The organism is Silvania confinis, from assembly GCF_025564085.1.
GTDB classification, from domain to species: domain Bacteria; phylum Pseudomonadota; class Gammaproteobacteria; order Enterobacterales; family Enterobacteriaceae; genus Enterobacter; species Enterobacter confinis.
The window spans coordinates 91,940-115,831 of record NZ_JAMGZJ010000074.1 but is presented as its reverse complement, the minus strand read 5'-3'; the positions used below and the strand labels follow the sequence as shown (position 1 = coordinate 115,831).

Here is a 23,892-nt window from a genome sequence, read left to right as displayed (position 1 = left end):
AATGAAACGTGCCGTTGTCGTGTTCAGTGGAGGACAAGATTCCACCACCTGCCTGGTTCAGGCTTTACATCAGTATGATGAAGTCCATTGTGTGACCTTTGACTATGGCCAGCGCCATAGCGAAGAGATCAGGGTTGCACAGAAACTGGCGGTTCAACTCGGCGCACGGGCGCACAAGGTTCTGGATGTCACTCTGTTAAACGAACTCGCAGTAAGCAGCCTGACGCGCGACAGCATCCCGGTGCCTGACTATGAGCCAAATGCAGACGGTATTCCCAATACCTTCGTGCCGGGACGTAATATCCTCTTCCTGACGCTGACCGCCATCTATGCGTATCAGGTCAAAGCCGAAGCAGTGATCACCGGCGTATGCGAAACCGATTTTTCCGGCTACCCGGACTGCCGGGATGAGTTTGTTAAAGCCCTCAACCACGCGGTGAACCTCGGCATGGCAAAAGATATCCGCTTTGAAACGCCGCTGATGTGGCTCGACAAGGCCGAAACCTGGGCGCTGGCGGACTACTGGGGCAAGCTGGATCTGGTGCGGAGCGAAACGCTGACCTGCTATAACGGGATCCAGGGTGATGGCTGCGGTCAGTGCGCAGCCTGTAACCTGCGGGCCAATGGTCTGAATCATTATCTGGCCGATAAACCGGCGGTGATGTTATCCCTGAAAAAGAAAACCGGACTCAAATAAAAACCACATGTTGCCGGGTGATAACCGCGTCGCCCGGCATCCGCTGGGCGAGTTATTTAATTAACTGCTCCAGCTTTTCACGTAACTCCCCTTCCAGCGGCAGCGCTTTCTGGGTGCGTAGATCGATACACACGAAGGTAATCAACGCGTCCGCAACCACCTGCCCTTCCGGCTCCAGCGTAATTATCTGACTCAGTACGCCGCTTTTGCCGTTTAGCTGCTGTAGTTGGCTGGTCACGGTCAGTACATCACTGAGAACCGCAGGACGACGATAGTTAATGTTGATGTTCGCGACAACAAATGCGATGCGCTGCGCCGTCATCCATTGAAAACTGTCGCTATTTTCCAGCCCATCCCAGCGCGCTTCTTCAAGAAACTCGAGATAGCGTGCATTGTTAACATGTTGATATACGTCAAGATGAAAGCCGCGAACTTTGATTTGGGTCTGCATAGCACAATAACCTTCAGGTTGTTATTTATAAGATTCAGAGGCCAAAACTGGTATGACCTCTTTATCCTGGCAAATTTTTGCCACTGTGCAAGTTATTACAACATCAGATGCGCAAGATTCCGCTCCACTAGCGACCCGCCAATACCGGGCACCTGGGTCAAATCATCAAGCGTTTTGAAGGGGCCATACTCTTCACGATAACTGACTATCGCCTGCGCTTTCTTCAGACCTACGCCGTTCATCACCCTCGCCAGATCCTCTGCCGACGCGGCATTAATGCTTACCCGCTCGCCTGCCGCCTCGGCACTTTTGCCGCTTACAGGGGCTTTCGCCTCCGGCGGCGCGGGCGTTGGGGCATCGACCTTACTTTGCGAGGTCTGCGCTTTACCCGCCTGGGTAGCCGCCAGCGTACTGTGGCTTATCCCGATGGTAACGAAGGCCAGCGCCATTAAAAGGATCTTGATTCCATGTTTCATGCTGTTTGCTCCTTGTTTGTTGACAGCCAGATCACAATAATCGGGCCGCATTCAGAGGACAAACAGCAGATTGCAGAAATGGAAAAGGCCGCGAAAGCGGCCTTTAGGTATTGCAGTGCGTTGCGAAAATCTGCGAGCAGTGACGTAATTACTGCTGCTGAGTGATGATATCGCCCAGCTTGATTTTGGCTTCTTTACGCAGGTTGCTCATCAGTGCTTCGAAGGCGATTTGGGCATTATTTTGCGTAATTCCCTTCACCATCGCGCTCTTCTGCTCTTCCGGCATAGTGCCCGCTTTTACTTCATCCAGCGCCAGAACCACCACATTGCCCTGCATATCGTTGGCAATACCGAAGCTCGGCTTGTCTTTTGCCGGCTGACTCAGCGCGAAGGCTGCCTGGCTTATCGGATCCTGACCGGTACGGCTCAGCGTTTTCGGCGTACCGAAGCTCAGGCCTGCCGCTTTAAGCGCTTCATCGCCTTTACCGGCTTTCAGCTCGGCCAGCAGCTTATCAGCATCTAGCTTCGCCTGCTGTACCGCTTTGTTGTGCTTCACCAGCGCCACAATCTGATCTTTCACCGCATCCAGTGGCTTGATCGCTTCCGGCTTATGCTCGCTCACACGCAGCACAAAGGCACGATCGCCATCGACAGTGATGATGTCAGAGTTGCTACCCGGAGTGCCGTTTTCGCCTACCAGGCTGCCGTTGAAGATAGCATCGGAAACCGGTTTGAAATTCAGCTCTTCCGGCAGGCTGTCCTGACCGAACCAGCCTGTCTCGACGGCTTTCACGCCTGCAACCTGCTCAGCGCCTGCCAACGATTCGTTGTCATTGCTGGCTGCATCGCTCACCTTCTGCTGCAGTGCATAGTAGGCATCCAGCGCTTTCTCCTGCTTAACTTTCGCCGCGATATCATCACGTACTTCAGTCAGCGGCTTGGTTTTCGCCGGTTGTACGTCGTCAAGACGTGCGACCAGGAAGCCTACAGAAGATTTAATCACCCCTGAAAGCTGACCTTTCTCTTTCAGACCGGCGTTTTTCAACTCTTCAGGCGTGGTAGCGTCTTCCAGCCAGCCCATATCACCGCCGTTTTTGGCAGAGATAATATCGGTGGATTTCTCTTTGGCGACCGTTGCGAAATCAGCGCCTTTGTTCAGCTCGTCAAGGGCAGCTTTCGCGTCAGCCTCGGTTTTAGTCTGAATCACGCTGAAACGGTTACGCTGAGGCTGAGTGAACTGATCCTGATGCTGATCGTAGTAAGACTGGATATCCGCATCCGATACGTCGCTCTGCATCGCTGCCGCATCGAGCTTAATGTAGCTCACGCGGAACTGCTCAGGCGCCATAAAGTTGCTTTTGTTCTGCTCGTAGTAGCTGTTCACTTCTTCGTCGCTCGCCTGCTGTTTAGCAGCCAGCACGTTGACGTCGAAAGTGGCTTCACGCACAACGCGCTGCTGAGAAACCAGCGCCGCCAGTTCGTCAGTCTCGCCCTTGAGCATGAAATCGGTACCCACAACGGCGTTGATCAGCTGCTGAGTCGTCAGCTGGTTACGCAGCGCCTGAGCATATTGATCGGCCGTCATGCCCATCTGGCTGACGATGGCGTTGTAACGATTGTTGTCGAATTTACCGTCCGTCTGGAAAGCGGCGGTGGAGAAAATTACGCTCTTCACCTGGTCATCGCTGATCCCCAGACCAAGGTCTTTGGCATACTGATCCATCAGCGCTTCGTCGATAAGACGATTCAGCGTCTGCTGACGCAGCGTTTTCATGTAGCCTTCATTTGCCGCCAGTTCAGAGAACTGTTCGCCCAGTTGTTGCTGCATGCGGTTACGTTCACCGGCAAATGCATTCTCGAACTGCCCACGGCTGATTTCCTGGCCATTAACTTGGGCGGCGTAGTTTGCACTACCGCCAATCAGGTAACCACTCACGCCGGTCAAAATGAACGACAGGATAATGATACCGAAAATAATCTTGAGCACGAGACTGTTAGCAGCCGTGCGTAAGCTGTCCATCATGGTGTGACCACACTCCGCTGTAGGTGACAGGTGACCTCACGCTAACGGCAAATCCCGACCGCTGCGCATAAAGGCGTATTGTGACAAGAAACCGGGGCAATTGTCAGCCCAGAACATGCACAAACTCGTATAAATAGGCCCTGGACAAACAAAAAAGGCACATCAAATGATGCGCCCTGAGACTTTTTAACTTCCCTGAAGCAAGAATGCGATCAGTTTACTGCGTCTTTCAGCGCTTTGCCCGCGCGGAAGCCCGGAACTTTAGCAGCAGCGATGGTGATCTCTTTGCCGGTTTGAGGGTTGCGGCCAGTACGGGCAGCACGCTCTTTAACAGCAAAAGTACCAAAACCAACCAGCGCTACGTCGTCCCCAGCCTGCAGAGATTCGGTAACAGAAGCAATTAAAGCATCTAACGCACGTCCAGCCGCAGCTTTGGAGATATCAGCACCCGCAGCAATTTTGTCAATCAGTTGAGATTTGTTCACTCTTCTCTTCCTCTCTTTATAATTTATATCGCGCCTGAATCCTTCACAACGCGACCGCGCAGCAGTTATATCAGGCCTGCCATGACCTTACAACACCCGTTGTTAAGGCTGGCCCAATCAGTGATCTAAATTAGCTATACAAAAAAAGGCTGGCAAGCCCGAATTAGCCCACCAGCCTTGTTTTTATTGACGCTCTTTGCGCGAGGTCACTATTTTGCGGTTACAACCTGCATTCCGGATGGTTCGTTCTGCAGCGCAAGCGCCAGAACTTCCTCAATGCGCTTCACCGGATGAATATCCAGATCGGCAATCACGTTGTCCGGGATCTCTTCCAGATCGCGCTTGTTTTCATGCGGAATGAGGACAGTTTTAATCCCACCGCGGTGAGCCGCGAGCAGTTTTTCTTTCAAACCACCAATTGGCAGCACCAGGCCGCGCAGGGTGATTTCGCCGGTCATCGCCACATCGGCGCGAACCGGGTTACCGGTCAGGCAGGACACCAGCGCGGTACACATTGCGATACCGGCGCTTGGGCCGTCTTTCGGCGTTGCCCCTTCCGGCACGTGAACGTGGATATCGCGTTTCTCGTAGAAGTCCGCATTAATACCCAGTTTTTCCGCACGCGCACGCACGACGGTCAGTGCAGCCTGGATGGACTCCTGCATCACTTCACCCAGAGAACCGGTATACGTGAGCTTGCCCTTACCCGGTACGCAGGCCGTTTCAATGGTCAGCAGATCGCCGCCCACTTCCGTCCATGCCAGACCGGTCACCTGACCGACGCGGTTTTCGTTTTCCGCGCGACCGTAGTCATAACGCTGAACACCGAGATATTCGTGCAGGTTGTCGCCGTTAATTTCAACGTGCTTCAGGGTCTTATCCAACAGCAGCTTCTTAACGGCTTTACGGCACAGCTTGGAGATTTCGCGCTCCAGGCTACGCACGCCCGCTTCACGGGTGTAGTAACGAATAATGCTGATAATCGCACTATCCTCTACCGTAATTTCGCTCTCTTTCAGCGCATTGCGCTCGATCTGCTTAGACAGCAGGTGGCGCTTGGCGATGTTCAGCTTTTCGTCTTCGGTGTAGCCAGAAAGACGGATCACTTCCATACGATCCAGCAGCGGAGCGGGAATATTCATGGAGTTAGAGGTCGCCACGAACATTACGTCGCTGAGATCGTAGTCCACTTCCAGATAGTGATCGCTGAACGCCACGTTCTGTTCTGGGTCAAGCACTTCCAGCAGAGCAGACGCCGGGTCGCCGCGCATGTCGGACGACATTTTGTCGATCTCATCCAGCAGGAACAGCGGGTTTTTAACGCCGACTTTCGCCATTTTCTGGATCAGTTTACCCGGCATCGAGCCGATGTAAGTACGACGGTGACCGCGGATTTCTGCTTCGTCACGTACGCCGCCCAGCGCCATACGGATGTACTTACGTCCGGTGGCTTTAGCAATGGACTGCCCCAGAGAGGTTTTACCCACCCCCGGCGGCCCAACCAGGCACAGGATCGGGCCTTTGAGTTTATTCACACGGCTCTGAACCGCAAGATACTCAAGGATGCGATCTTTCACACGTTCCAGACCGTAGTGGTCGGTATCGAGGATCTCTTGTGCCTGACGCAGATCTTTTTTGACCTTGCTACGGGCATTCCAGGGAACCTGCACCATCCACTCAATGTAGCCGCGTACGACGGTTGCTTCTGCCGACATCGGAGACATCATTTTCAGCTTCTGCAATTCTGCTTCAGCTTTCTCTTTTGCCTCTTTCGGCATTTTTGCCGCGTCGATCTTACGCTTCAGCGCTTCATTTTCGTCCGGCGCATCGTCCATCTCGCCGAGCTCTTTCTGAATAGCCTTCATCTGCTCATTCAGATAGTACTCGCGCTGGGATTTCTCCATCTGCTTCTTCACGCGGTTGCGAATGCGTTTCTCAACCTGCAGCAGATCGATTTCCGACTCCATCATCGCCATCAGATATTCCAGACGTTCGTTAACGTCGGACATCTCCAGCACGGACTGTTTATCTGCCAGCTTGAGCGGCATGTGCGCAGCGATGGTGTCCGCCAGACGTGCAGGATCGTCAATGCTATTCAGCGACGTCAGCACTTCCGGTGGGATTTTCTTGTTCAGCTTGATATAGCCTTCAAACTGGCTAATGGCAGTGCGAACAAGCACTTCTTGCTCACGCTCATCAAGCTGCGGCGATTCCAGGTATTCCGCTTTAGCCGCGAAATGTTCGCCATCATCAGACAGCGTGGTAATACGCGCACGCTGCAGCCCCTCGACCAGCACCTTCACGGTGCCATCAGGCAGCTTCAGCATTTGTAAAATAGAGGCCACGGTCCCGACGGTGAAAAGATCGTTTACACCCGGCTCATCCGTTGATGCTTCTTTCTGCGCAACCAGCATGATTTTTTTATCATGATCCATGGCGGCTTCAAGGCAACGGATAGATTTTTCCCGCCCTACGAATAAGGGTATGACCATGTGCGGATAAACCACCACATCGCGCAGCGGCAATACGGGGATTTCAATGCGTTCAGAACGCTCAGGATTCATAGAGCTCTCTCTTAGTTTAGTGTCCGCCAGGTAATCAGGTTGCGCGACTGTGCTTCATGCAACCATTAACATGTAATCCAGTATATGGGGATGATTCCCATACATTCAACGCCATGTTTACGGAAAAAGAAAAAGGGGGGATAAAATCCCCCCTTTTTGATTAACTGCTTGTATGAGTTGGTGAATTATTCGCCAGATGCCTGCTGGGCTTCTGGGGTACCGTAAATCAGCAGCGGCTTGCTTTGCCCAGCGATAACGGATTCATCAATCACCACTTTTTCGACTTCTTCCATTGAAGGAAGATCGTACATGGTATCGAGTAAAGCGGCTTCAACGATAGAACGCAGGCCACGGGCGCCGGTTTTACGCATCATCGCTTTTTTGGCGATCGCGTTCAACGCTTCATCACGGAACTCCAGCTCAACGCCTTCCAGATTGAACAACGCCTGGTACTGCTTGGTCAGCGCGTTTTTCGGCTCTTTCAGGATCTGAATGAGCGCTTCTTCGCTCAGCTCGCTCAGCGTGGCAACAACTGGCAGACGGCCGATGAACTCAGGGATCAGACCAAACTTGATCATATCTTCCGGTTCAACCTGGGTCAGCAGTTCGCCCTCTTTCGCTTTTTCAGATTTCGCTTTTACCGTGGCACCAAAGCCAATACCCGAACCGGTTTCAACGCGGTTCGCAATGACTTTATCCAGCCCTGCAAACGCCCCACCACAGATAAACAGGATTTTAGACGTATCAACCTGCAGGAACTCCTGCTGAGGATGCTTACGGCCTCCCTGCGGTGGAACTGCAGCAACAGTGCCTTCGATCAACTTCAACAGCGCCTGCTGCACACCTTCACCGGACACATCGCGGGTGATGGACGGGTTATCGGATTTACGCGAGATTTTGTCGATCTCATCGATATACACGATGCCGCGTTGCGCTTTCTGTACGTCGTAATCACATTTCTGCAGCAGCTTCTGGATGATGTTTTCAACATCTTCCCCCACATAACCGGCTTCGGTCAGGGTGGTTGCATCCGCCATAGTGAACGGAACATCCAGCAGACGCGCCAGCGTCTCTGCCAACAGGGTTTTACCGGAACCGGTTGGGCCGATCAGCAAGATGTTACTTTTGCCCAGCTCAACGCCGTTGCTGCTATCCCCGTTACGCAGACGTTTGTAGTGGTTATACACCGCCACGGCCAGCACTTTTTTCGCCTGCTCCTGACCGATGACATAGTCGTCAAGGTGATGACGGATCTCATGCGGGGTTGGCAACGCGCTGCGCTCACGGTGCGGTGCAACTTCTTTAATCTCTTCGCGGATGATGTCGTTACATAAGTCGACACATTCGTCGCAGATATACACGGACGGCCCGGCAATCAGTTTGCGCACTTCATGCTGGCTTTTGCCGCAAAAAGAGCAATACAACAGTTTGCCCGAACCATCTTTGCGTTTATCTGTCATGAGTCAAAACCTCTTTTTAAGTTCTTTGTGCCGCACATGACGACGCAAATGCCATTCTGAGACGCAAGCTGCTGGTAAGCAACGTGCTGCCCTACCTTAGTATAGCGGCACACTCGCGTCGTGGGCATCATTTACGGTGGGTCAAAATGGAGTCGACTAAGCCGTACTCAACTGCCTCTGGTGCGGACAGGAAGCGATCGCGCTCGGTATCACGCTCGATCTGCTCAAGTGATTGACCCGTGTGGTGAGCCATAAGTTCATTCATGCGCCCTTTTACTTTCAGGATTTCACGGGCATGAATTTCAATATCTGTCGCCTGGCCCTGGTAACCACCCAGCGGCTGGTGAATCATCACGCGCGAGTTTGGCAGGCAGAAACGCTTGCCTTTCGCCCCTGCCGTCAGCAGGAATGCGCCCATGGAGGCCGCCTGGCCCATACAAATGGTGCTCACATCAGGCTTGATAAACTGCATGGTGTCGTAAATAGACATCCCGGCGGTGATTACGCCACCAGGGGAGTTAATGTACAGGTAAATATCTTTTTCCGGGTTTTCCGCTTCCAGAAACAGCATCTGCGCGACGATCAGGTTTGCCATGTGGTCTTCTACCTGGCCAGTCATAAAGATAACGCGCTCTTTAAGCAGACGGGAATAGATATCAAATGAACGTTCACCGCGAGAGGTCTGTTCAATAACCATTGGCACGAGCGCCATATGGGGTGCAAAGTTATCTCGTTCGCCTCTGTATGACATTTCCGTCTCCTGGATAAAAAATGAAAATACCTGCTGTACTGATTGTAACCTTGTGGACGGATTATCAGCCAGTCTCTTTAATACTGCTTACCCACTAATGGGGGCGGCTCAGCCCTATTTCAAGCATAACAATCTTTTGTTGTAACGCTAACACTGAAAAGGCGTTTTAGCACTCTTCCTGGTTTATTACTGTGATAAAAAAAACCCGCCGCCGAGAGGCAACGGGTTTTTGTTCAAACTTTAAACAAGCCTGGCAGAGTTACGCCTGCTGGTTCATCAGTTCGTTGAAAGAAGTGGCTTTTTCAGACACTTTCGCTTTCGCCAGAACAGCTTCAACAGCCTGCTCTTCCAGTGCGACGTTGCGCATGTTTTCCATCAGTTCTTTGTTGCTGCCATAGAACTCAACAACTTCTGACGGATCTTCATAGGCAGAGGCCATCTCTTCGATCAGACCTTTAACACGGGTTTCGTCAGCTTTCAGCTCGTGGGTACGAATCACTTCGCCCAGCAGCAGACCGACAACAACGCGGCGTTTAGCCTGCTCTTCGAACAGCTCACGTGGCAGTTCCAGAGCCTGTTTCTCATTGCCACCGAAACGCTGTGCAGCCTGGCGACGCAGAACGTCGATTTCGTTGTCGATGAGTGCAGACGGGATGTCGATTTCGTTAGCCTGAACCAGACCTTCGATCGCCTGAGACTTAACGCGGTTACGCACTGCGCCTTTCAGCTCACGTTCCATGTTTTTACGCACTTCTGCACGCAGACCTTCAACAGAACCATCTTCAACGCCGAAACGTTTGATGAAATCTGCAGTCAGTTCTGGCAGCTCGCGGTCTTCCACTTTCTTCAGGGTAATAGCGAATTTCGCCGCTTTACCTTTCAGGTTTTCAGCGTGGTATTCTTCCGGGAAGGTCACGTCGATAGTGAACTCTTCGCCAGCGCTGTGGCCTTTGATACCTTCTTCGAAGCCTGGGATCATACGACCCTGGCCCATCGCCAGTACGAAGTCAGACGCTTTGCCGCCTTCGAACTCTTCACCGTCTACAGAACCGTTGAAGTCGATGGTAACGCGGTCTTCTGCATCCGCAGCGCCGTCTTTGTCTTTCCAGGTCGCCTGCTGCTTACGCAGGGTGTCCAGCATACCGTCAACGTCAGCTTCGGTGACTTCAACGACCGGTTTTTCAACTTCGATCGCGTCCAGACCTTTCAGCTCAACTTCTGGGTAAACTTCGAACTCTACCGCGTAGGTGAAGTCTTCGCCCTGCTTGTATTCGCCTGGAACATAAGTCGGGTTACCGGCTGGGTTGATTTTTTCTTTGATGATCGCATCAACGAAGTTGCGGCTCATCAGGTCACCCAGCACGTCCTGGCGAACAGATGCGCCATAACGCTGAGCAACAACATTCATTGGTACTTTGCCCTTGCGGAAGCCGTCAATACGGACTTTTTTCGCTACGTTGACCAGCTCGCTTTTTACAGCGTTTTCGATGCTGTCAGCAGCGATAGTAATCGTTACACGGCGGCCAAGGCCTTGAGTGGTTTCAACTGAAACTTGCATCTTGTTACCTCAAAAAAATCACAGTGCTCGGTCAACTCTGAATTTGCCTCGCAATACCGGGATGCTCTCTTAGCAGATTCACATTCCCTGTCGCCAGAATCATCCCGAAGCATTCATTAAGACGCGGCATTATAGCGGCATCACTTAGGTGAGTCGAGAACGGTTGCCCCATGTTGCTGCGGCTTTTTTCACAATTTAAGGCTATTTTTGGCCTTAAAATCGCGCCACCGCCTCAAAACCCGGACAAAACAAAACGGCCCGCAGGCCGTTTTAACGTCATCTTGATGCAACATACTGGAAAAGCTCCTGCTGTTGCAAACAGGATTTATTACGCGATAGTGCCGGCTCCCCGGCACGGTGGCGACGCGAAGATGGTATCCTGCAACCCTTTCCATTCCTTGATGGTATAGGTGTGCAGCGCCAGCGCGTGTACGGTAGTGGAGAGCTCTTCCGTCAGCGTACTGTAAATCATACGGTGACGATTGAGGAACCGCTCTCCGGCGAAGCGATCGCTGACCAGCACAACTTTGAAGTGGCTTTCAGACCCTGCCGGTACGTTATGACGATAGCTTTCGTCGACGACTTCAAGAAACACAGGTTCAAACGCCGCCCTTAACTTATCTTCAATCTGCTCACGTATCATCATGAAATTACTCCTCCGACAACGCTGAGATGTCACTCATCCCTTTAAATATTAGCCGCTTTTACCGCTTGCATAACAAGATGACAACAAAAAATTAGCTTTCGTCTGATTTTCTCATTCAAAGGGATGAAGTCCTATAGGGTGGAAGCCGTTTTGTCGCCTGTACAAGATGAAAGCGCATCAGGTGGTCAGTTTTCAGACAAGGCGATGAATTTACATGCGTTGACTACTTCCCCTTGCCGTTGGCGATGTTATGATGGCGGCAATTTTTCTTTATATTATGCCTACGATCCGTTGAGAGCCCGAACATGTTAAAAAAACTCCTTTTACCGCTGGTCACCCTTTTTATGTTGGCTGGCTGTGCAACTCCTCCAACCACCATTGACGTCTCCCCGAAAATTTCCCTGCCACAACAGGATCCGAGCCTGATGGGCGTGACCGTTAGCATCAACGGCGCAGATCAGCGCAAAGACCAGGCGCTGGCGAAAGTCACCCGTGAAAACCAGCTGGTGACGCTGACCGCCTCCCGCGATCTGCGCTTCCTGCTGCAGGAAGTGCTCGAGAAGCAAATGACCTCCCGCGGCTATATGGTTGGCCCAAGTGGTGCCGTTGATCTGCAGATCATCGTGAACAACCTGTACGCCGACGTCTCTCAGGGCAACGTGCGCTACAACATTGCGACCAAAGCCGACATCGCTATCATCGCTACCGCGAAGAATGGCAACAAGATGAACAAGAACTACCGTGCAAGCTACTCCGTTGAAGGCGCTTTCCAGGCGACCAATAAAAACATCGCTGATGCCGTGAACAGCGTGCTGACCGATACCATCGCCGATATGGCGCAGGACACCAGCATTCACGAATTCATCAAGCAGAACGCACGTTAATTCTGCCTGCTGACCCGACACCCCGTCGGGTCAGTTTAGCTGCCCATGTCCAGTCAATACTTACGTATTTTCCAGCAGCCTAAATCAGCGATCCTGCTGATACTGGGTTTCGCCTCCGGTTTACCGCTCGCACTGACGTCCGGCACGTTACAGGCCTGGATGACCGTTGAGAATATCGATCTCAAGACTATCGGCTTTTTCTCGCTGGTCGGTCAGGCCTACGTGTTTAAGTTTTTATGGTCGCCGATGATGGACCGCTACACCCCGCCTTTCCTGGGCAGGCGTCGTGGCTGGTTGCTGATAACTCAAGGGCTACTGCTGCTGTCGGTCGCTGCGATGGGGTTCCTGGAACCCACATCGCAGCTGCGCTGGATGGCCGCGCTGGCAGTGGTCATCGCCTTCTGCTCTGCCTCGCAGGATATCGTTTTCGACGCCTGGAAAACCGACGTTCTCTCCGCCGAAGAGCGTGGTACGGGCGCGGCAATCAGCGTGCTGGGCTACCGTCTGGGGATGCTGGTTTCTGGTGGGCTGGCGCTTTGGCTGGCGGACCGATATCTTGGCTGGCAGGGAATGTACTGGCTGATGGCAGTGCTGCTGATCCCGTGCATGATCGCCACGCTACTGGCACCGGAACCGAGCGACGTTATACCGGTTCCCCGCTCGCTTGAACAGGCGGTCGCCGAACCGCTGCGCGATTTCTTTGGCCGTAACAACGCCTGGCTCATTCTGTTGCTGATTGTGCTGTACAAGCTCGGCGACGCATTTGCGATGAGCCTGACCACCACCTTTTTGATTCGCGGCGTCGGTTTTGATGCCGGAGAAGTGGGAGTGGTCAATAAATCGCTGGGGCTGATAGCCACCATCGTCGGTGCGCTCTATGGCGGGGTGCTGATGCAGCGCTTAAGCCTGTTTCGCGCGCTGCTGATCTTCGGCATTTTGCAGGGTATCTCAAACGCCGGTTACTGGCTTCTGGCCATCACGGATAAGCAGATGTTCAGCATGGCGGCGGCGGTGTTCTTCGAAAACCTGTGCGGCGGGATGGGAACAGCAGCATTTGTCGCGCTACTGATGACCTTATGCAACAAGTCTTTCTCCGCGACCCAGTTCGCCCTGCTTTCTGCGCTGTCCGCGGTGGGTCGAGTGTATGTGGGGCCGATCGCAGGGTGGTTCGTTGAAGCACACGGCTGGCCTACGTTTTATTTGTTCTCCGTCTTTGCCGCGGTGCCTGGGCTGGTGCTGTTATTAATCTGCCGTCAGACGCTGGAATATACTCAGCGAACCGAACAATTTATGCCCAGGACGTTGTATCCGTCCGTCTATCGCTTTGCGTTAACGCTATTACTGATTGGATGCGTTGCGCTAGCGCTGTGGCTGGTTGCGTTAATCGTCAATGCCACCACCTCGCTGGCATTGCCGTATACGGTGCTGCTGCTGGATATCGGTGCGCTATTTGCCCTTACGGGCATCCTGACAGGTGCATTGCTCGATTATCTGGCACTGCGCAAAATCCAGGCAGCATAATGCAGAAAATCGTTATTTGCCGTTTTAATAACCCTGCGAAATTATAACGACCAATAAACTACTGATGACAAAAATAATATTTGTTGATTTGTGCGACTAAAAATTCCGGAAATTATTGGAACCCCTTTTAATCGCTATTTTTCATTAACCGATTCAGCAAATGAAAGTTTAATTTTACGTTTTTCATTTGTCCGTTTATTGATAATGAATTGTTAATTATTTGTTTGTTTTGAGCAATGGTTATACCAATTGCCCGCTCTACCTCTCCTGTGGAGCCGGTTTCGTTATAACGCCCTTCCGGCGGCGCTTGCACTGGAATAACGGTCATATTTTGCAACATGTGTGACTTATCCGGCAGAACCCAGTAACACGCCACTGACACAGGTCTAATGATGTTTACAGTAATGTAACCTTCCCGTAAAATGCCCCCACACTTTAAACGCCACCAGGTCCCCGTGGAATTGAGGTCGTTAAATGACACTTAGGAAATACAATAAAAGTTTGGGATGGTTGTCGTTATTTGCAGGCACTGTTTTACTCAGTGGCTGTGATTCTGCGCTTCTTGACCCTAAAGGACAGATTGGACTGGAGCAACGCTCGCTCATACTGACGGCATTTGGCCTGATGATGATTGTGGTTATTCCTGCCATCTTGATGGCTGTTGGTTTTGCCTGGAAGTACCGTGCGAGTAATAAAGATGCGAAGTACAGCCCTAACTGGTCACACTCCAATAAAGTGGAAGCTGTGGTCTGGACAGTGCCGATTCTGATCATCCTGTTCCTTGCCGTACTGACATGGAAAACCACTCACGCGCTCGAACCTGCTAAGCCGCTGGTTCACGATGAGAAACCGATCACGATCGAAGTCGTCTCCATGGACTGGAAATGGTTCTTCATCTACCCGGAACAGGGCATTGCTACCGTGAATGAAATTGCCTTCCCGGCAAACGTTCCGGTTCAGTTCAAAGTAACGTCTAACTCCGTGATGAACTCCTTCTTTATCCCGCGTCTGGGTAGCCAGATTTACGCGATGGCCGGTATGCAGACTAACCTGCACCTGATCGCGAATGAAGCAGGCACCTTTGATGGTATCTCCGCCAGCTACAGTGGCCCAGGCTTCTCAGGTATGAAGTTCAAAGCCATTGCCACACCTGACCGTGCCGCTTTCGACCAGTGGGTTGCTAAAGCGAAACAGTCTACGAACACCATGTCTGACATGGCCGCGTTCGATAAAGTGGCAACGCCTAGCGAATACAACAAGGTGGAGTACTTCTCTGACGTGAAACCAGATTTGTTCAAAGATGTGATTGGCAAATTTATGGACCACGGGAAGAGCATGAAAATGACCCAGCCTGAAGGTGAGCACAGCTCACATGAAGGAATGGAAGGCATGGACATGAGCCACGCGGAAACCTCTCACTAAGGGGCCGAGGAAGAAAATGTTCGGAAAATTGACACTGGATGCGGTGCCGTACCATGAACCAATTATCGTGGTCACGCTTGCTGCAATTATCATTGGTGGCGCAGCCTTAGTCGGCTTAATCACTTACTTCGGTAAGTGGAGCTACCTGTGGAATGAGTGGCTGACCTCGGTTGACCACAAAAAACTCGGTATCATGTACTGCATCGTCGGTATCGTCATGTTAATTCGTGGCTTTGCCGATGCAATCATGATGCGTAGCCAGCAGGCCCTTGCCTCTGCTGGCGAAGCGGGCTTCTTGCCACCGCACCACTACGATCAGATCTTTACCGCGCACGGCGTGATTATGATCTTCTTCGTGGCGATGCCGTTGGTTATCGGTCTGATGAACGTGGTTGTGCCGCTGCAAATCGGCGCACGCGACGTTGCGTACCCGTTCCTGAACAACCTGAGCTTCTGGTTCACGGTTGTCGGTGTGATCCTGGTTAACCTGTCTCTGGGCGTAGGTGAATTTGCTCAGACTGGCTGGCTGGCTTACCCACCGCTTTCGGGAATTGAGTACAGTCCTGGCGTTGGCGTCGACTACTGGATTTGGGCGATTCAGCTCTCCGGTATCGGTACAACCCTGACCGGTATCAACTTCTTCGTGACCATTATCAAGATGCGTGCCCCTGGCATGACCATGTTCAAGATGCCGGTATTTACCTGGGCATCTCTGTGCGCCAACATCCTGATTATCGCGTCATTCCCAATTCTAACTGTCACCGTCGCGCTGCTGACCCTGGATCGCTATCTGGGCACCCATTTCTTCACCAATGATATGGGCGGCAACATGATGATGTACATCAACCTGATTTGGGCATGGGGTCACCCTGAAGTGTACATCCTGGTTCTGCCGGTCTTCGGTGTGTTCTCCGAAATCGCAGCGACCTTCTCGCGTAAGCGCCTGTTTGGTTACACCTCGCTGGTGTGGGCAACCGTGTGTATTACCGTACTGTCGTTCGTCGTTTGGCTGCACCACTTCTTTACGATGGGTGCCGGCGCAAACGTAAACGCCTTCTTCGGTATTACTACCATGATTATCGCCATCCCAACCGGGGTGAAGATCTTCAACTGGCTGTTCACCATGTACCAGGGCCGTATTGTGTTCCACTCAGCGATGCTGTGGACCATCGGCTTCATCGTCACCTTCTCTGTGGGCGGGATGACGGGCGTACTGCTGGCGGTACCGGGCGCAGACTTTGTGCTACACAACAGCCTGTTCCTGATTGCGCACTTCCATAACGTTATCATCGGCGGCGTCGTCTTCGGCTGCTTCGCTGGCGTAACTTACTGGTGGCCAAAAGCATTCGGTTACACGCTGAACGAAACCTGGGGCAAACGCGCATTCTGGCTGTGGATCGTCGGTTTCTTCGTGGCCTTTATGCCGCTGTACGTGCTGGGCTTTATGGGTATGACCCGTCGCCTGAGCCAGCAGATTGATCCGCAGTTCCACCCAATGCTGGTTGTTGCAGCAGGCGGTGCGGTGCTGATTGCTTGCGGTATTGCGTGCCAGCTGATTCAGTTCTACGTCTCTATTCGTGACCGTGAGCAGAACCGCGACCTGACCGGTGACCCGTGGGGTGGCCGTACGCTGGAGTGGGCAACCTCTTCCCCGCCTCCATTCTATAACTTTGCCATTGTGCCGCACATTCATGAGCGTGACGCATTCTGGGAAATGAAAGAGAAAGGCGAAGCGTATAAGCAACCTGAGCATTACGAAGAGATCCACATGCCGAAAAACAGCGGTGCAGGCATCGTTATTGCTGCCTTCGCTACGGTATTTGGCTTCGCAATGATCTGGCACATCTGGTGGCTTGCGATCGCTAGCTTCGCTGGCGTGATCATCAGCTGGATTGTGAAGAGCTTTGACGAGGACGTGGACTACTACGTACCAGTCCGTGAAGTCGAAAAACTGGAAAACCAGCATTTCGATGAGATTTCTAAAGCGGGGCTGAAAAATGGCAACTGATACTCTAGCGCACCCAACCGCGCATGCGCATGACGCACATGCGCACCACGATACAGGGCCGATGAAAGTCTTCGGTTTCTGGATCTACCTGATGAGCGACTGCATTCTGTTCTGCTGTCTGTTCGCGACCTATGCCGTTCTGGTGAACGGCACAGCGGGCGGCCCGACCGGCAAGGACATTTTTGAGCTGCCGTTCGTGCTGGTAGAAACCGCCCTGCTGTTATTCAGCTCCATCACCTATGGCATGGCGGCGATCGCCATGTACAAAAACAACAAGAGCCAGGTTGTCTCTTGGCTGGCGTTGACCTGGTTGTTTGGTGCCGGATTTATCGGGATGGAAATCTATGAATTCCATCATCTGATTGCTGAAGGCATGGGCCCGGATCGTAGTGGCTTCCTGTCCGCGTTCTTCGCGCTGGTCGGTACCCACGGTCTGCACGTGACCTCTGGTCTTATCTGGATGGCGGTACTGATGTTCCAGGTACACCGTCGCGGCCTGACCAGCACTAACCGTACCCGTATCATGTGCCTGAGCTTGTTCTGGCACTTCCTGGACGTGGTATGGATCTGCGTGTTCTCGGTTGTCTATCTGATGGGGGCGATGTAATGAGTCATACTAACGATCATGGCGCTTCCCACGGTAGCGTAAAAACCTACATGACAGGCTTTATCCTGTCGATCATCCTGACGGTGATTCCGTTCTGGATGGTGATGAGCGGAACGGCGTCACACACGGTGATTCTGGGCACAGTCCTGATCTCTGCTGTGGTACAGATTCTGGTGCATCTGGTTTGCTTCCTGCACATGAACACCAAGTCCGATGAAGGCTGGAATATGACGGCCTTTATCTTTACCGTGATTATCATCGCAATCCTGGTAGTCGGCTCCATCTGGATTATGTGGAACCTCAACTACAACATGATGGTTCACTAAGAGCGGCGAGTATGTTTAAGCAATACCTGCAAGTAACAAAACCAGGCATCATCTTTGGCAACCTGATCTCGGTGATCGGGGGGTTCCTGCTGGCCTCCAAAGGCAGCATCGACTATTCCCTCTTTGCTGCTACGCTGATTGGGGTGTCACTGGTTGTGGCGTCCGGTTGTGTATTTAACAACTACATCGACATGGATATCGACAGGAAGATGGAAAGGACCAAAAATCGGGTGCTGGTAAAAGGCCTGATGTCCCCTGCCGTCTCGCTGGTGTACGCCACCTTGCTAGGCTTTGCTGGCTTTATGCTGCTGTGGTTCGGTGCCAACCCTCTGGCCTGCTGGCTGGGGGTGATGGGGTTCGTGGTATATGTGGGCGTCTACAGCCTGTATATGAAGCGTCACTCCGTCTACGGCACGCTGATTGGTTCACTCTCCGGCGCTGCGCCGCCGGTGATTGGCTACTGCGCCGTCACCAATGAGTTCGACAGCGGTGCGCTGATTCTGCTGGCTATCTTTAGCCTGTGGCAGATGCCGCACTCCTACGCCATTGCGATCTTCCGCTTTAAGGATTATCAGGCGGCGAACATTCCGGTTCTGCCGGTGGTGAAAGGCATCTCAGTGGCCAAGAACCATATCACGCTCTACATCATCGCCTTCGCGATTGCTACATTGATGCTCTCTCTGGGTGGTTACGCCGGGTACAAATACCTGGTGGTGGCTGCCGCAGTGAGCGTCTGGTGGCTCGGTATGGCGTTGCGTGGCTATAAAGTGGAAGATGACAAAGTGTGGGCACGCAAACTGTTTGTGTTCTCAATTGTCGCTATCACCTCCCTCTCAGTGATGATGTCCGTCGATTTTATGGTGCCTGACTCAGGTAATTTGCTGACGTACGTGTGGTAGGTTCACAGTAATGTCAGGCAGTTGAGCCCGGCTCACATACTGCCAGTTTCATTGTTAAAATGAACTGCACTCTCAAGACACTCCACGCCGCTAAGGTTGTGGAGTGTTTTTTTATAACTCGTTGATTACCCAACCTCATATGCTGTCCTCAATAAAATATGATTTCATCAATAACGGCGATTTATGGTCAGACAAATGAAGGAATATGAACTCTTCAATTCAGATAGCAAATAGCACAATACCGATTTATTAAATTAACGCCCACATAGCATCCTGTATAGTAATTTCGGCCCGCCAGACAATTTTCCTTTAATTATTTATTAAACAAGATCACCTTAATAATATTCACTATTCATTTTTTGCATTCTACTGATAACATGGAAATAGATGAGCGCAATAGCTTATCGACACTAATTCATTAAACATGGAAATAAATAATGAAACAATTAACACTGAACGAAATGGAATATGTCTCAGGTGCTGGCCTTTTTGACCTTCCTTGTGCACTGGCAAGCTTTACTGTCCAGTCCGCACTGGGTCTTGTGAAAGCAGGCGTTCAAACTGCTGGTGTGGCAGCTCTGGCTGCAGTACAAGGAGCATTAGATCTTGCGACTAACTCTTCTTCCAACAATCCTGACAGCCTGCAGAGTATTCTGTCTAACCTTTGCAACTCATTTAACTATTCCGCTTCTGGCGTATGGTCAAACTTCGTTTATAATGCAGCGACCGACTGGGGACAAATCTCCTACGCGCTCAATAATTAATTAATATCCGGTCAGTCGAATTCATTCTCGACTGACCTCTTCCCTATCAATGATTTTCTCTGTCAGAGTTATTTTTCCACTACGTCATACTATCCCCCGCTCCGATTATCCTTAGAGAACAGAGAACAACTCTTTTCTTGATTCTCATTCCAACAACTACGAGCCATTAACGAAAAAATTAGCGATAAGATACCCGTAACACGATTACTCATCACGAAACGGGTCTTGAGGTTGTAGATGTAGCTCAGAGTTAGCGGCTTACCAAAGCTCACCCTTATTCTCAATATCTATACAGCGGAAAAACATGTCACAGGAAATCATGTAATCATTGTGCCACAGCCAGTAAACGTGTAGATAAAAGTAACTCACTGAAGGCAGGATGCAGAGCAAGAAATAGGCATCAAAATTGATGTTCCAGCCTGTTAGCGTCAAACATAGGCCAATAAGGACTATCCACGATGACTCAACACTCAGCAGAAGCGTTAACCTGACCCATAACGATTTTTGGTACAGCGCAGGCCAGGGGATAGAGCGAGATAAGGTAAAATCGATCTCTTTCAGGAACAATCGTCCCAAAAACAGATAGCGTCGGGATGGGCGTGTAAACAACAGATTTACCGCCAAAACGATGGCGCACAGAATCAGCATCGCAATCATTAAGCGGGCTGAAAAGTAGCCCTCCGCTAACGAAAAATCATCGTGCGAGCTGAGTGGACTGACAATCAGTCCACTGATCAGGAAGGTAATGAAGACATTGAAACCAACATAAGCATGTAAGTTTCGATACCTGACGCTTTTTGCGACTGCCTGCTTCATCAGCTGGACATAATTACGGCGGGCAAACATATACACGAAGTAAATCAGCAGCGGCGAAATTAGAGCAATGCTCAGCATTGCGTAGACCGGTGCAAGAAATTGTAGACAACTGCTTACGATCAGCAAAAACAGCAACCAGCATATAATGACGAGGGTTACCGGATGCCACAGCACTTCCGCATAACGCCACGCTACTTTGCCCTGAAAACAGGAAAAATCGATATTTTTTATACCGCATTTGTAAGCCCAGTACTGCTTAAGCTCATAGATAGATTTGAATACGATCAACGACAAAAGCGCACTGATGCTCAATGCATCTTCATGTGTTAAGTCAAATCCAGTGTTCTTCCAGTAAAATGCAAGCAGCATCAGGACAATAAGATACATTACTGGGATGACCCTTTTATCCTGATGGCGAATAAATGTTAAATAATCCGGGATCATAATAGCCTCACTGCAATCCAGCGAAATTTTTACAGTGCATTACCGTTTCAGGCTTAAACTCTCTGAAATCGCAAAGCATATGTCCCAGATAGGCTTTGTTGCTGATTTCTACAAAGCTGACAGGCGCGGGTTGCTGCATAAAAGACGCCATCGTATTTGTCCATTGCACGGTATTTGTCAGGTGTAAGGACAAATTCTCTTTGATTTGCACCGGATCGAACTCGGCCTGCCCCGTTACGTTCATTAACACGTTGTATTTCGGACGGGCAATCTCAATACCATGGAGTACATCACGCATCTGCTGAACACCTTCTGTCATCAGACGCGTGTGCCAGGCACCGCTAACGCCCAACTTCACTGCGTCAAGGCCCGAATCAATTAGTACACTGGCAAAGTCGCTTAGGTCGGAAACTGTTCCACCAATAACCTGCTGTCGAGGACTGTTGTCACAACTGATATCTACCGGAATGTTTGAAGATGCAATCATGTTAGTCATCGTCTGGAAATCAGCACCCTTGACGGCAAGCATAGACCCTTTATGAACCTTGCTTAAATCGTTCATGATATTTGCCCGGATGTGAATCATTCCAAACAATGCTTCCAAAGTGATCGCCCCCGCAGCATACAGGGCGCTGTACTCACCGACGCTGTGTCCGCAGGTACCCACGATGCGTGCATTTTCTAGTTCTTCCGCGCAAAGACTAAGAAGCGTCACGTTAATTGCCGTAACGGCTACCTGCTGTACCGTCGTTTGCACCAGACGAGGCATCGGCCCTTTCTGACACAGTCGCCGGATATCCATTCCCGTTATATCACTGGCGCAATCCCAGATATGCTTTGTCGTTGAATTCAGATCCCACAAATCGGCACCCATGCCAATAACTGGGTTACCCTGGCCTGCAAAGAGAAGTACCAATGGCTCTTCTGATTTATTTGTCACCATACTATGTCCTTATAAATGGTATTTAAAACCGGCATAAATCCCGAGGGTTTCGCCGAAAAGTGAAAACTCAGAATCTGTGCTACCCAGTGCGCTGTACAAACCAGTATAAATTTCGGCTTTATCATTCAAACCTTTCAAGGGTTTAACATAATGTGTTCCAAACAATGCGCTATGATCTACCATATTCATGACTATATAGGGTTGCAGAGTAGACCGAGCTGGCATACGCATTAATGTAATGTTTACCTTGTAACATTCCTTTATTTGCCGTATTACTGATCTCTGACCCATCAAATATTTGTAATCATCAAAAATTTTATTCATCGCAGAATAGCCAGTGTCTTTATTCGAGCTACGAATAAAATTCGTTTGTTCTCGCCACTGGTTTTTTGAATACCCTTCGCTTTGCAAATAATACTCAATGCCAAAGACGCTCAGGCGATCCGTCGTATATTGACCACCTATTGCCAGCTCCATTCCTTTTTTATTTTCCATGGAGTATAGAGAGGAAGGGAACTGCCAATTCTCCACTTCAGCTCTTCTTTGGCTCGAAAAATGTCGCCATTGTTGGGCAGTATGAAGTGCAACTTCAGCGTTGATCACAAACTGTGATGTATAATTATAACTATCCGCTAAAGCGAGCGAAGGTGAATCACCCAGCATCATGTTTACAGATGGCGTATGATTTTTGAAGCGATAATCATTATAGCTCAATAGATAGCGTTCAGAACTGTTAGAGCGCTCGTTCGCAGACCAATTACTTGAGGACTCATAATATTTTTTAATACTCGTCAGCTTAGGCGCCACGGTAAGCGATAGTGCGTAATCACGGAACTGCTTAGATAGCCTCCCTCCCCAGAATGATTCATTATAAACCGACTTCATGTCCGTATCGTAAAGACGCGTAGGCTTAAATGCAGCATAAAAATTGGTCAACAATGTCGCAGGCGATCTTAAAAAGAAAGAGCCTTGCGGCATTTTAAGTTTTCCTCCTTCAAGGCGCACAGTATCAGACATCGTATAAGTTAACCGAAGTTGATTGATCAGGATCTTAGAGCGGTTGTTATCCTGCTCAAAAGCCCCGACGCTAAAGGAGGGATAATAGCCCAACGCATAAAATGAAAAATCCAGGTCCAGTTTATTTTTGATTAAAGCACAGGCACTACTAAGTTTCAGGCCAAGGTCATTGTAAACATTGTCAGCAGTGTAAGGATTGCTCCCTTTAATACGCCAAATTGAACTTTTTTTATTAACATACGAAGTCTGTGCGCTCAATACAACGTCCGCATTGGCTTTTAAATCTTCGCCAGATAAACAATCGGCCTGTACGCCGGCTGCAATAGCCGAGGCAGAGAGTGCCAGAACTGCAGAAGGAATCTTCATTTTTCACCTCTTTGAATAAATTCTTTTGTGAAGTGAAATTCTGGTAACGACTCAAGCCGGACGTCGCTGTACTTCATGACTGAGTAACCTTTATCATGCCGCGCATTCTGCACAACAATCTCCGTTGGTCGGTATTTACCCACAATTAATTGATAATTTTGATAAAGCACACTCTTGAGCAATTTGTCATCCAGAGAAAAATAGGACGCTTTATAAGGTCGGTACTGGTTATCCTTCTCCACCAGATAAATCACTCGAGGATAAGTCACTTCATCAAACTTGCGGACCAAAGATAGCCTGTAGCAGATTTTATCCCCGCACGGCTCTTCTCCTTCTAATGTCGAATCGTAGGCATACTCGAAATTAGTCACAATGACATCACCATTCGAAATTTGCCCAATAAGGCGCTGCGAACGGGAGAGGGGTATAGGGCGACGAAGTTCTGGTGTGTAAAACCAGAGTTGGTACCAGTCAGAGAGCATCACCTTCCCTTTGTCTCTTGGAGGATAGACAAAGCGTGCCAGCGAACGAGCATCAGCCTGAGCACCCTTTTCCGGCTTCATAAAACGCATTGAGACATCCAGGATTTGCTTATTTGCAGGTTCAGCTGCACCGTCTTTGTATTCAAGCACCGTCACGGTATAACGAAAGGGCTCATTGAGAGAGCGAATGTCATCCGATAAACGAATAATCTCCTGTGCCTGTTTATCTACAGCCCCGGCGAATGTGCCTCCCGATGAAACTGACATAAAAAGAGTAAAAAA

General features: G+C 50.5%; 22 protein-coding genes and 1 pseudogene. 9 read left to right on the top strand and 14 right to left on the bottom strand.

What is annotated here, in order from left to right; genetic code table 11:
* Position 1: 1 nt before the first annotated feature.
* Positions 2–697, top strand: coding sequence for a 7-cyano-7-deazaguanine synthase QueC (gene queC, locus M8013_RS10440; RefSeq protein ID WP_271267735.1), 696 nt, complete (start codon positions 2–4; stop codon positions 695–697).
* A gap of 52 nt (positions 698–749) precedes the next feature.
* Here the strand turns inward: queC and M8013_RS10435 are convergent, their stop codons facing one another.
* The 9 genes from M8013_RS10435 to bolA form a co-directional block, all read right to left on the bottom strand.
* A complete protein-coding gene (locus M8013_RS10435) occupies positions 750–1,148 on the bottom strand; it encodes a YbgC/FadM family acyl-CoA thioesterase (protein ID WP_271267734.1) in 399 nt (132 codons plus the stop codon).
* Between the two features lie 95 nt (positions 1,149–1,243).
* Complete coding sequence (locus tag M8013_RS10430; protein ID WP_271267733.1) at positions 1,244–1,624, bottom strand: helix-hairpin-helix domain-containing protein; 381 nt, start codon at positions 1,622–1,624, stop codon at positions 1,244–1,246.
* A gap of 148 nt (positions 1,625–1,772) precedes the next feature.
* Positions 1,773–3,647 carry a peptidylprolyl isomerase gene (gene ppiD / locus M8013_RS10425; protein WP_271267732.1) on the bottom strand — a complete coding sequence of 625 codons (1,875 nt, stop codon included), beginning with the start codon at positions 3,645–3,647 and terminating at the stop codon, positions 1,773–1,775.
* A gap of 212 nt (positions 3,648–3,859) precedes the next feature.
* The gene (gene hupB, locus M8013_RS10420) at positions 3,860–4,132 is read right to left on the bottom strand and encodes a nucleoid-associated protein HU-beta (RefSeq protein ID WP_002444653.1); all 273 of its coding nucleotides are present in this window, start codon (positions 4,130–4,132) and stop codon (positions 3,860–3,862) included.
* Positions 4,133–4,341: 209 nt separating this feature from the next.
* The gene (gene lon, locus M8013_RS10415) at positions 4,342–6,696 is read right to left on the bottom strand and encodes an endopeptidase La (RefSeq protein ID WP_271267731.1); all 2,355 of its coding nucleotides are present in this window, start codon (positions 6,694–6,696) and stop codon (positions 4,342–4,344) included.
* Between the two features lie 185 nt (positions 6,697–6,881).
* Entirely contained in the window at positions 6,882–8,156 is a 1,275-nt protein-coding gene (clpX, locus tag M8013_RS10410; RefSeq protein WP_271267730.1) for an ATP-dependent protease ATP-binding subunit ClpX, read from the bottom strand.
* Between the two features lie 127 nt (positions 8,157–8,283).
* On the bottom strand, positions 8,284–8,907 hold the full coding sequence (clpP, locus tag M8013_RS10405; RefSeq protein ID WP_271267729.1) for an ATP-dependent Clp endopeptidase proteolytic subunit ClpP: 624 nt from the start codon (positions 8,905–8,907) through the stop codon (positions 8,284–8,286).
* A gap of 259 nt (positions 8,908–9,166) precedes the next feature.
* Positions 9,167–10,465, bottom strand: a complete 1,299-nt coding sequence (tig, locus tag M8013_RS10400; protein WP_271267728.1) for a trigger factor — start codon at positions 10,463–10,465, stop codon at positions 9,167–9,169.
* A 328-nt stretch (positions 10,466–10,793) separates the two neighbouring features.
* The gene (gene bolA / locus M8013_RS10395; RefSeq protein ID WP_271267727.1) at positions 10,794–11,111 is read right to left on the bottom strand and encodes a transcriptional regulator BolA; all 318 of its coding nucleotides are present in this window, start codon (positions 11,109–11,111) and stop codon (positions 10,794–10,796) included.
* A gap of 305 nt (positions 11,112–11,416) precedes the next feature.
* Between bolA and M8013_RS10390 the strand changes: the two genes are divergently transcribed.
* Both M8013_RS10390 and ampG read left to right on the top strand, forming a co-directional pair.
* Positions 11,417–11,995 carry a lipoprotein gene (locus tag M8013_RS10390; RefSeq protein ID WP_271267726.1) on the top strand — a complete coding sequence of 193 codons (579 nt, stop codon included), beginning with the start codon at positions 11,417–11,419 and terminating at the stop codon, positions 11,993–11,995.
* Positions 11,996–12,040: 45 nt separating this feature from the next.
* On the top strand, positions 12,041–13,516 hold the full coding sequence (gene ampG, locus M8013_RS10385) for a muropeptide MFS transporter AmpG (protein ID WP_271267725.1): 1,476 nt from the start codon (positions 12,041–12,043) through the stop codon (positions 13,514–13,516).
* A gap of 127 nt (positions 13,517–13,643) precedes the next feature.
* On the opposite strand, the gene M8013_RS10380 is transcribed toward ampG, so the two are convergent.
* Positions 13,644–13,856, bottom strand: a complete 213-nt coding sequence (locus tag M8013_RS10380) for a hypothetical protein (protein ID WP_271267724.1) — start codon at positions 13,854–13,856, stop codon at positions 13,644–13,646.
* A gap of 134 nt (positions 13,857–13,990) precedes the next feature.
* Between M8013_RS10380 and cyoA the strand changes: the two genes are divergently transcribed.
* The 6 genes from cyoA (at position 13,991) to M8013_RS10350 (ending at position 19,542) form a co-directional block, all read left to right on the top strand.
* Positions 13,991–14,938, top strand: a complete 948-nt coding sequence (gene cyoA / locus M8013_RS10375) for a cytochrome o ubiquinol oxidase subunit II (RefSeq protein WP_271267723.1) — start codon at positions 13,991–13,993, stop codon at positions 14,936–14,938.
* Positions 14,939–14,954: 16 nt separating this feature from the next.
* Positions 14,955–16,946, top strand: a complete 1,992-nt coding sequence (gene cyoB / locus M8013_RS10370; protein ID WP_271267722.1) for a cytochrome o ubiquinol oxidase subunit I — start codon at positions 14,955–14,957, stop codon at positions 16,944–16,946.
* Positions 16,936–17,553 (top strand): cytochrome o ubiquinol oxidase subunit III, encoded by a 618-nt coding sequence (locus M8013_RS10365; RefSeq protein WP_271267721.1) that lies wholly within the window; start codon positions 16,936–16,938, stop codon positions 17,551–17,553. The genes cyoB and M8013_RS10365 overlap by 11 nt, the downstream gene beginning before the upstream one ends.
* On the top strand, positions 17,553–17,879 hold the full coding sequence (locus M8013_RS10360) for a cytochrome o ubiquinol oxidase subunit IV (RefSeq protein WP_271267720.1): 327 nt from the start codon (positions 17,553–17,555) through the stop codon (positions 17,877–17,879). Before M8013_RS10365 ends, M8013_RS10360 begins: the two co-directional genes overlap by 1 nt.
* A gap of 11 nt (positions 17,880–17,890) precedes the next feature.
* Entirely contained in the window at positions 17,891–18,778 is an 888-nt protein-coding gene (gene cyoE / locus M8013_RS10355) for a heme o synthase (protein ID WP_271267719.1), read from the top strand.
* Positions 18,779–19,215: 437 nt separating this feature from the next.
* Complete coding sequence (locus M8013_RS10350; RefSeq protein WP_271267718.1) at positions 19,216–19,542, top strand: hypothetical protein; 327 nt, start codon at positions 19,216–19,218, stop codon at positions 19,540–19,542.
* Positions 19,543–19,800: 258 nt separating this feature from the next.
* On the opposite strand, the gene M8013_RS10345 is transcribed toward M8013_RS10350, so the two are convergent.
* From M8013_RS10345 to M8013_RS10330, 4 genes and pseudogenes are all read right to left on the bottom strand, one after another.
* The gene (locus tag M8013_RS10345; protein ID WP_271267717.1) at positions 19,801–20,802 is read right to left on the bottom strand and encodes a hypothetical protein; all 1,002 of its coding nucleotides are present in this window, start codon (positions 20,800–20,802) and stop codon (positions 19,801–19,803) included.
* Between the two features lie 7 nt (positions 20,803–20,809).
* The gene (locus M8013_RS10340) at positions 20,810–21,745 is read right to left on the bottom strand and encodes an ACP S-malonyltransferase (protein WP_271267716.1); all 936 of its coding nucleotides are present in this window, start codon (positions 21,743–21,745) and stop codon (positions 20,810–20,812) included.
* A gap of 9 nt (positions 21,746–21,754) precedes the next feature.
* Positions 21,755–23,128 (bottom strand): annotated as a pseudogene (locus tag M8013_RS10335) (hypothetical protein).
* Positions 23,125–23,877 carry an outer membrane lipoprotein-sorting protein gene (locus M8013_RS10330; RefSeq protein ID WP_271267849.1) on the bottom strand — a complete coding sequence of 251 codons (753 nt, stop codon included), beginning with the start codon at positions 23,875–23,877 and terminating at the stop codon, positions 23,125–23,127. The pseudogene M8013_RS10335 and the gene M8013_RS10330 overlap by 4 nt, the downstream one beginning before the upstream one ends.
* Positions 23,878–23,892 lie beyond the last annotated feature (15 nt).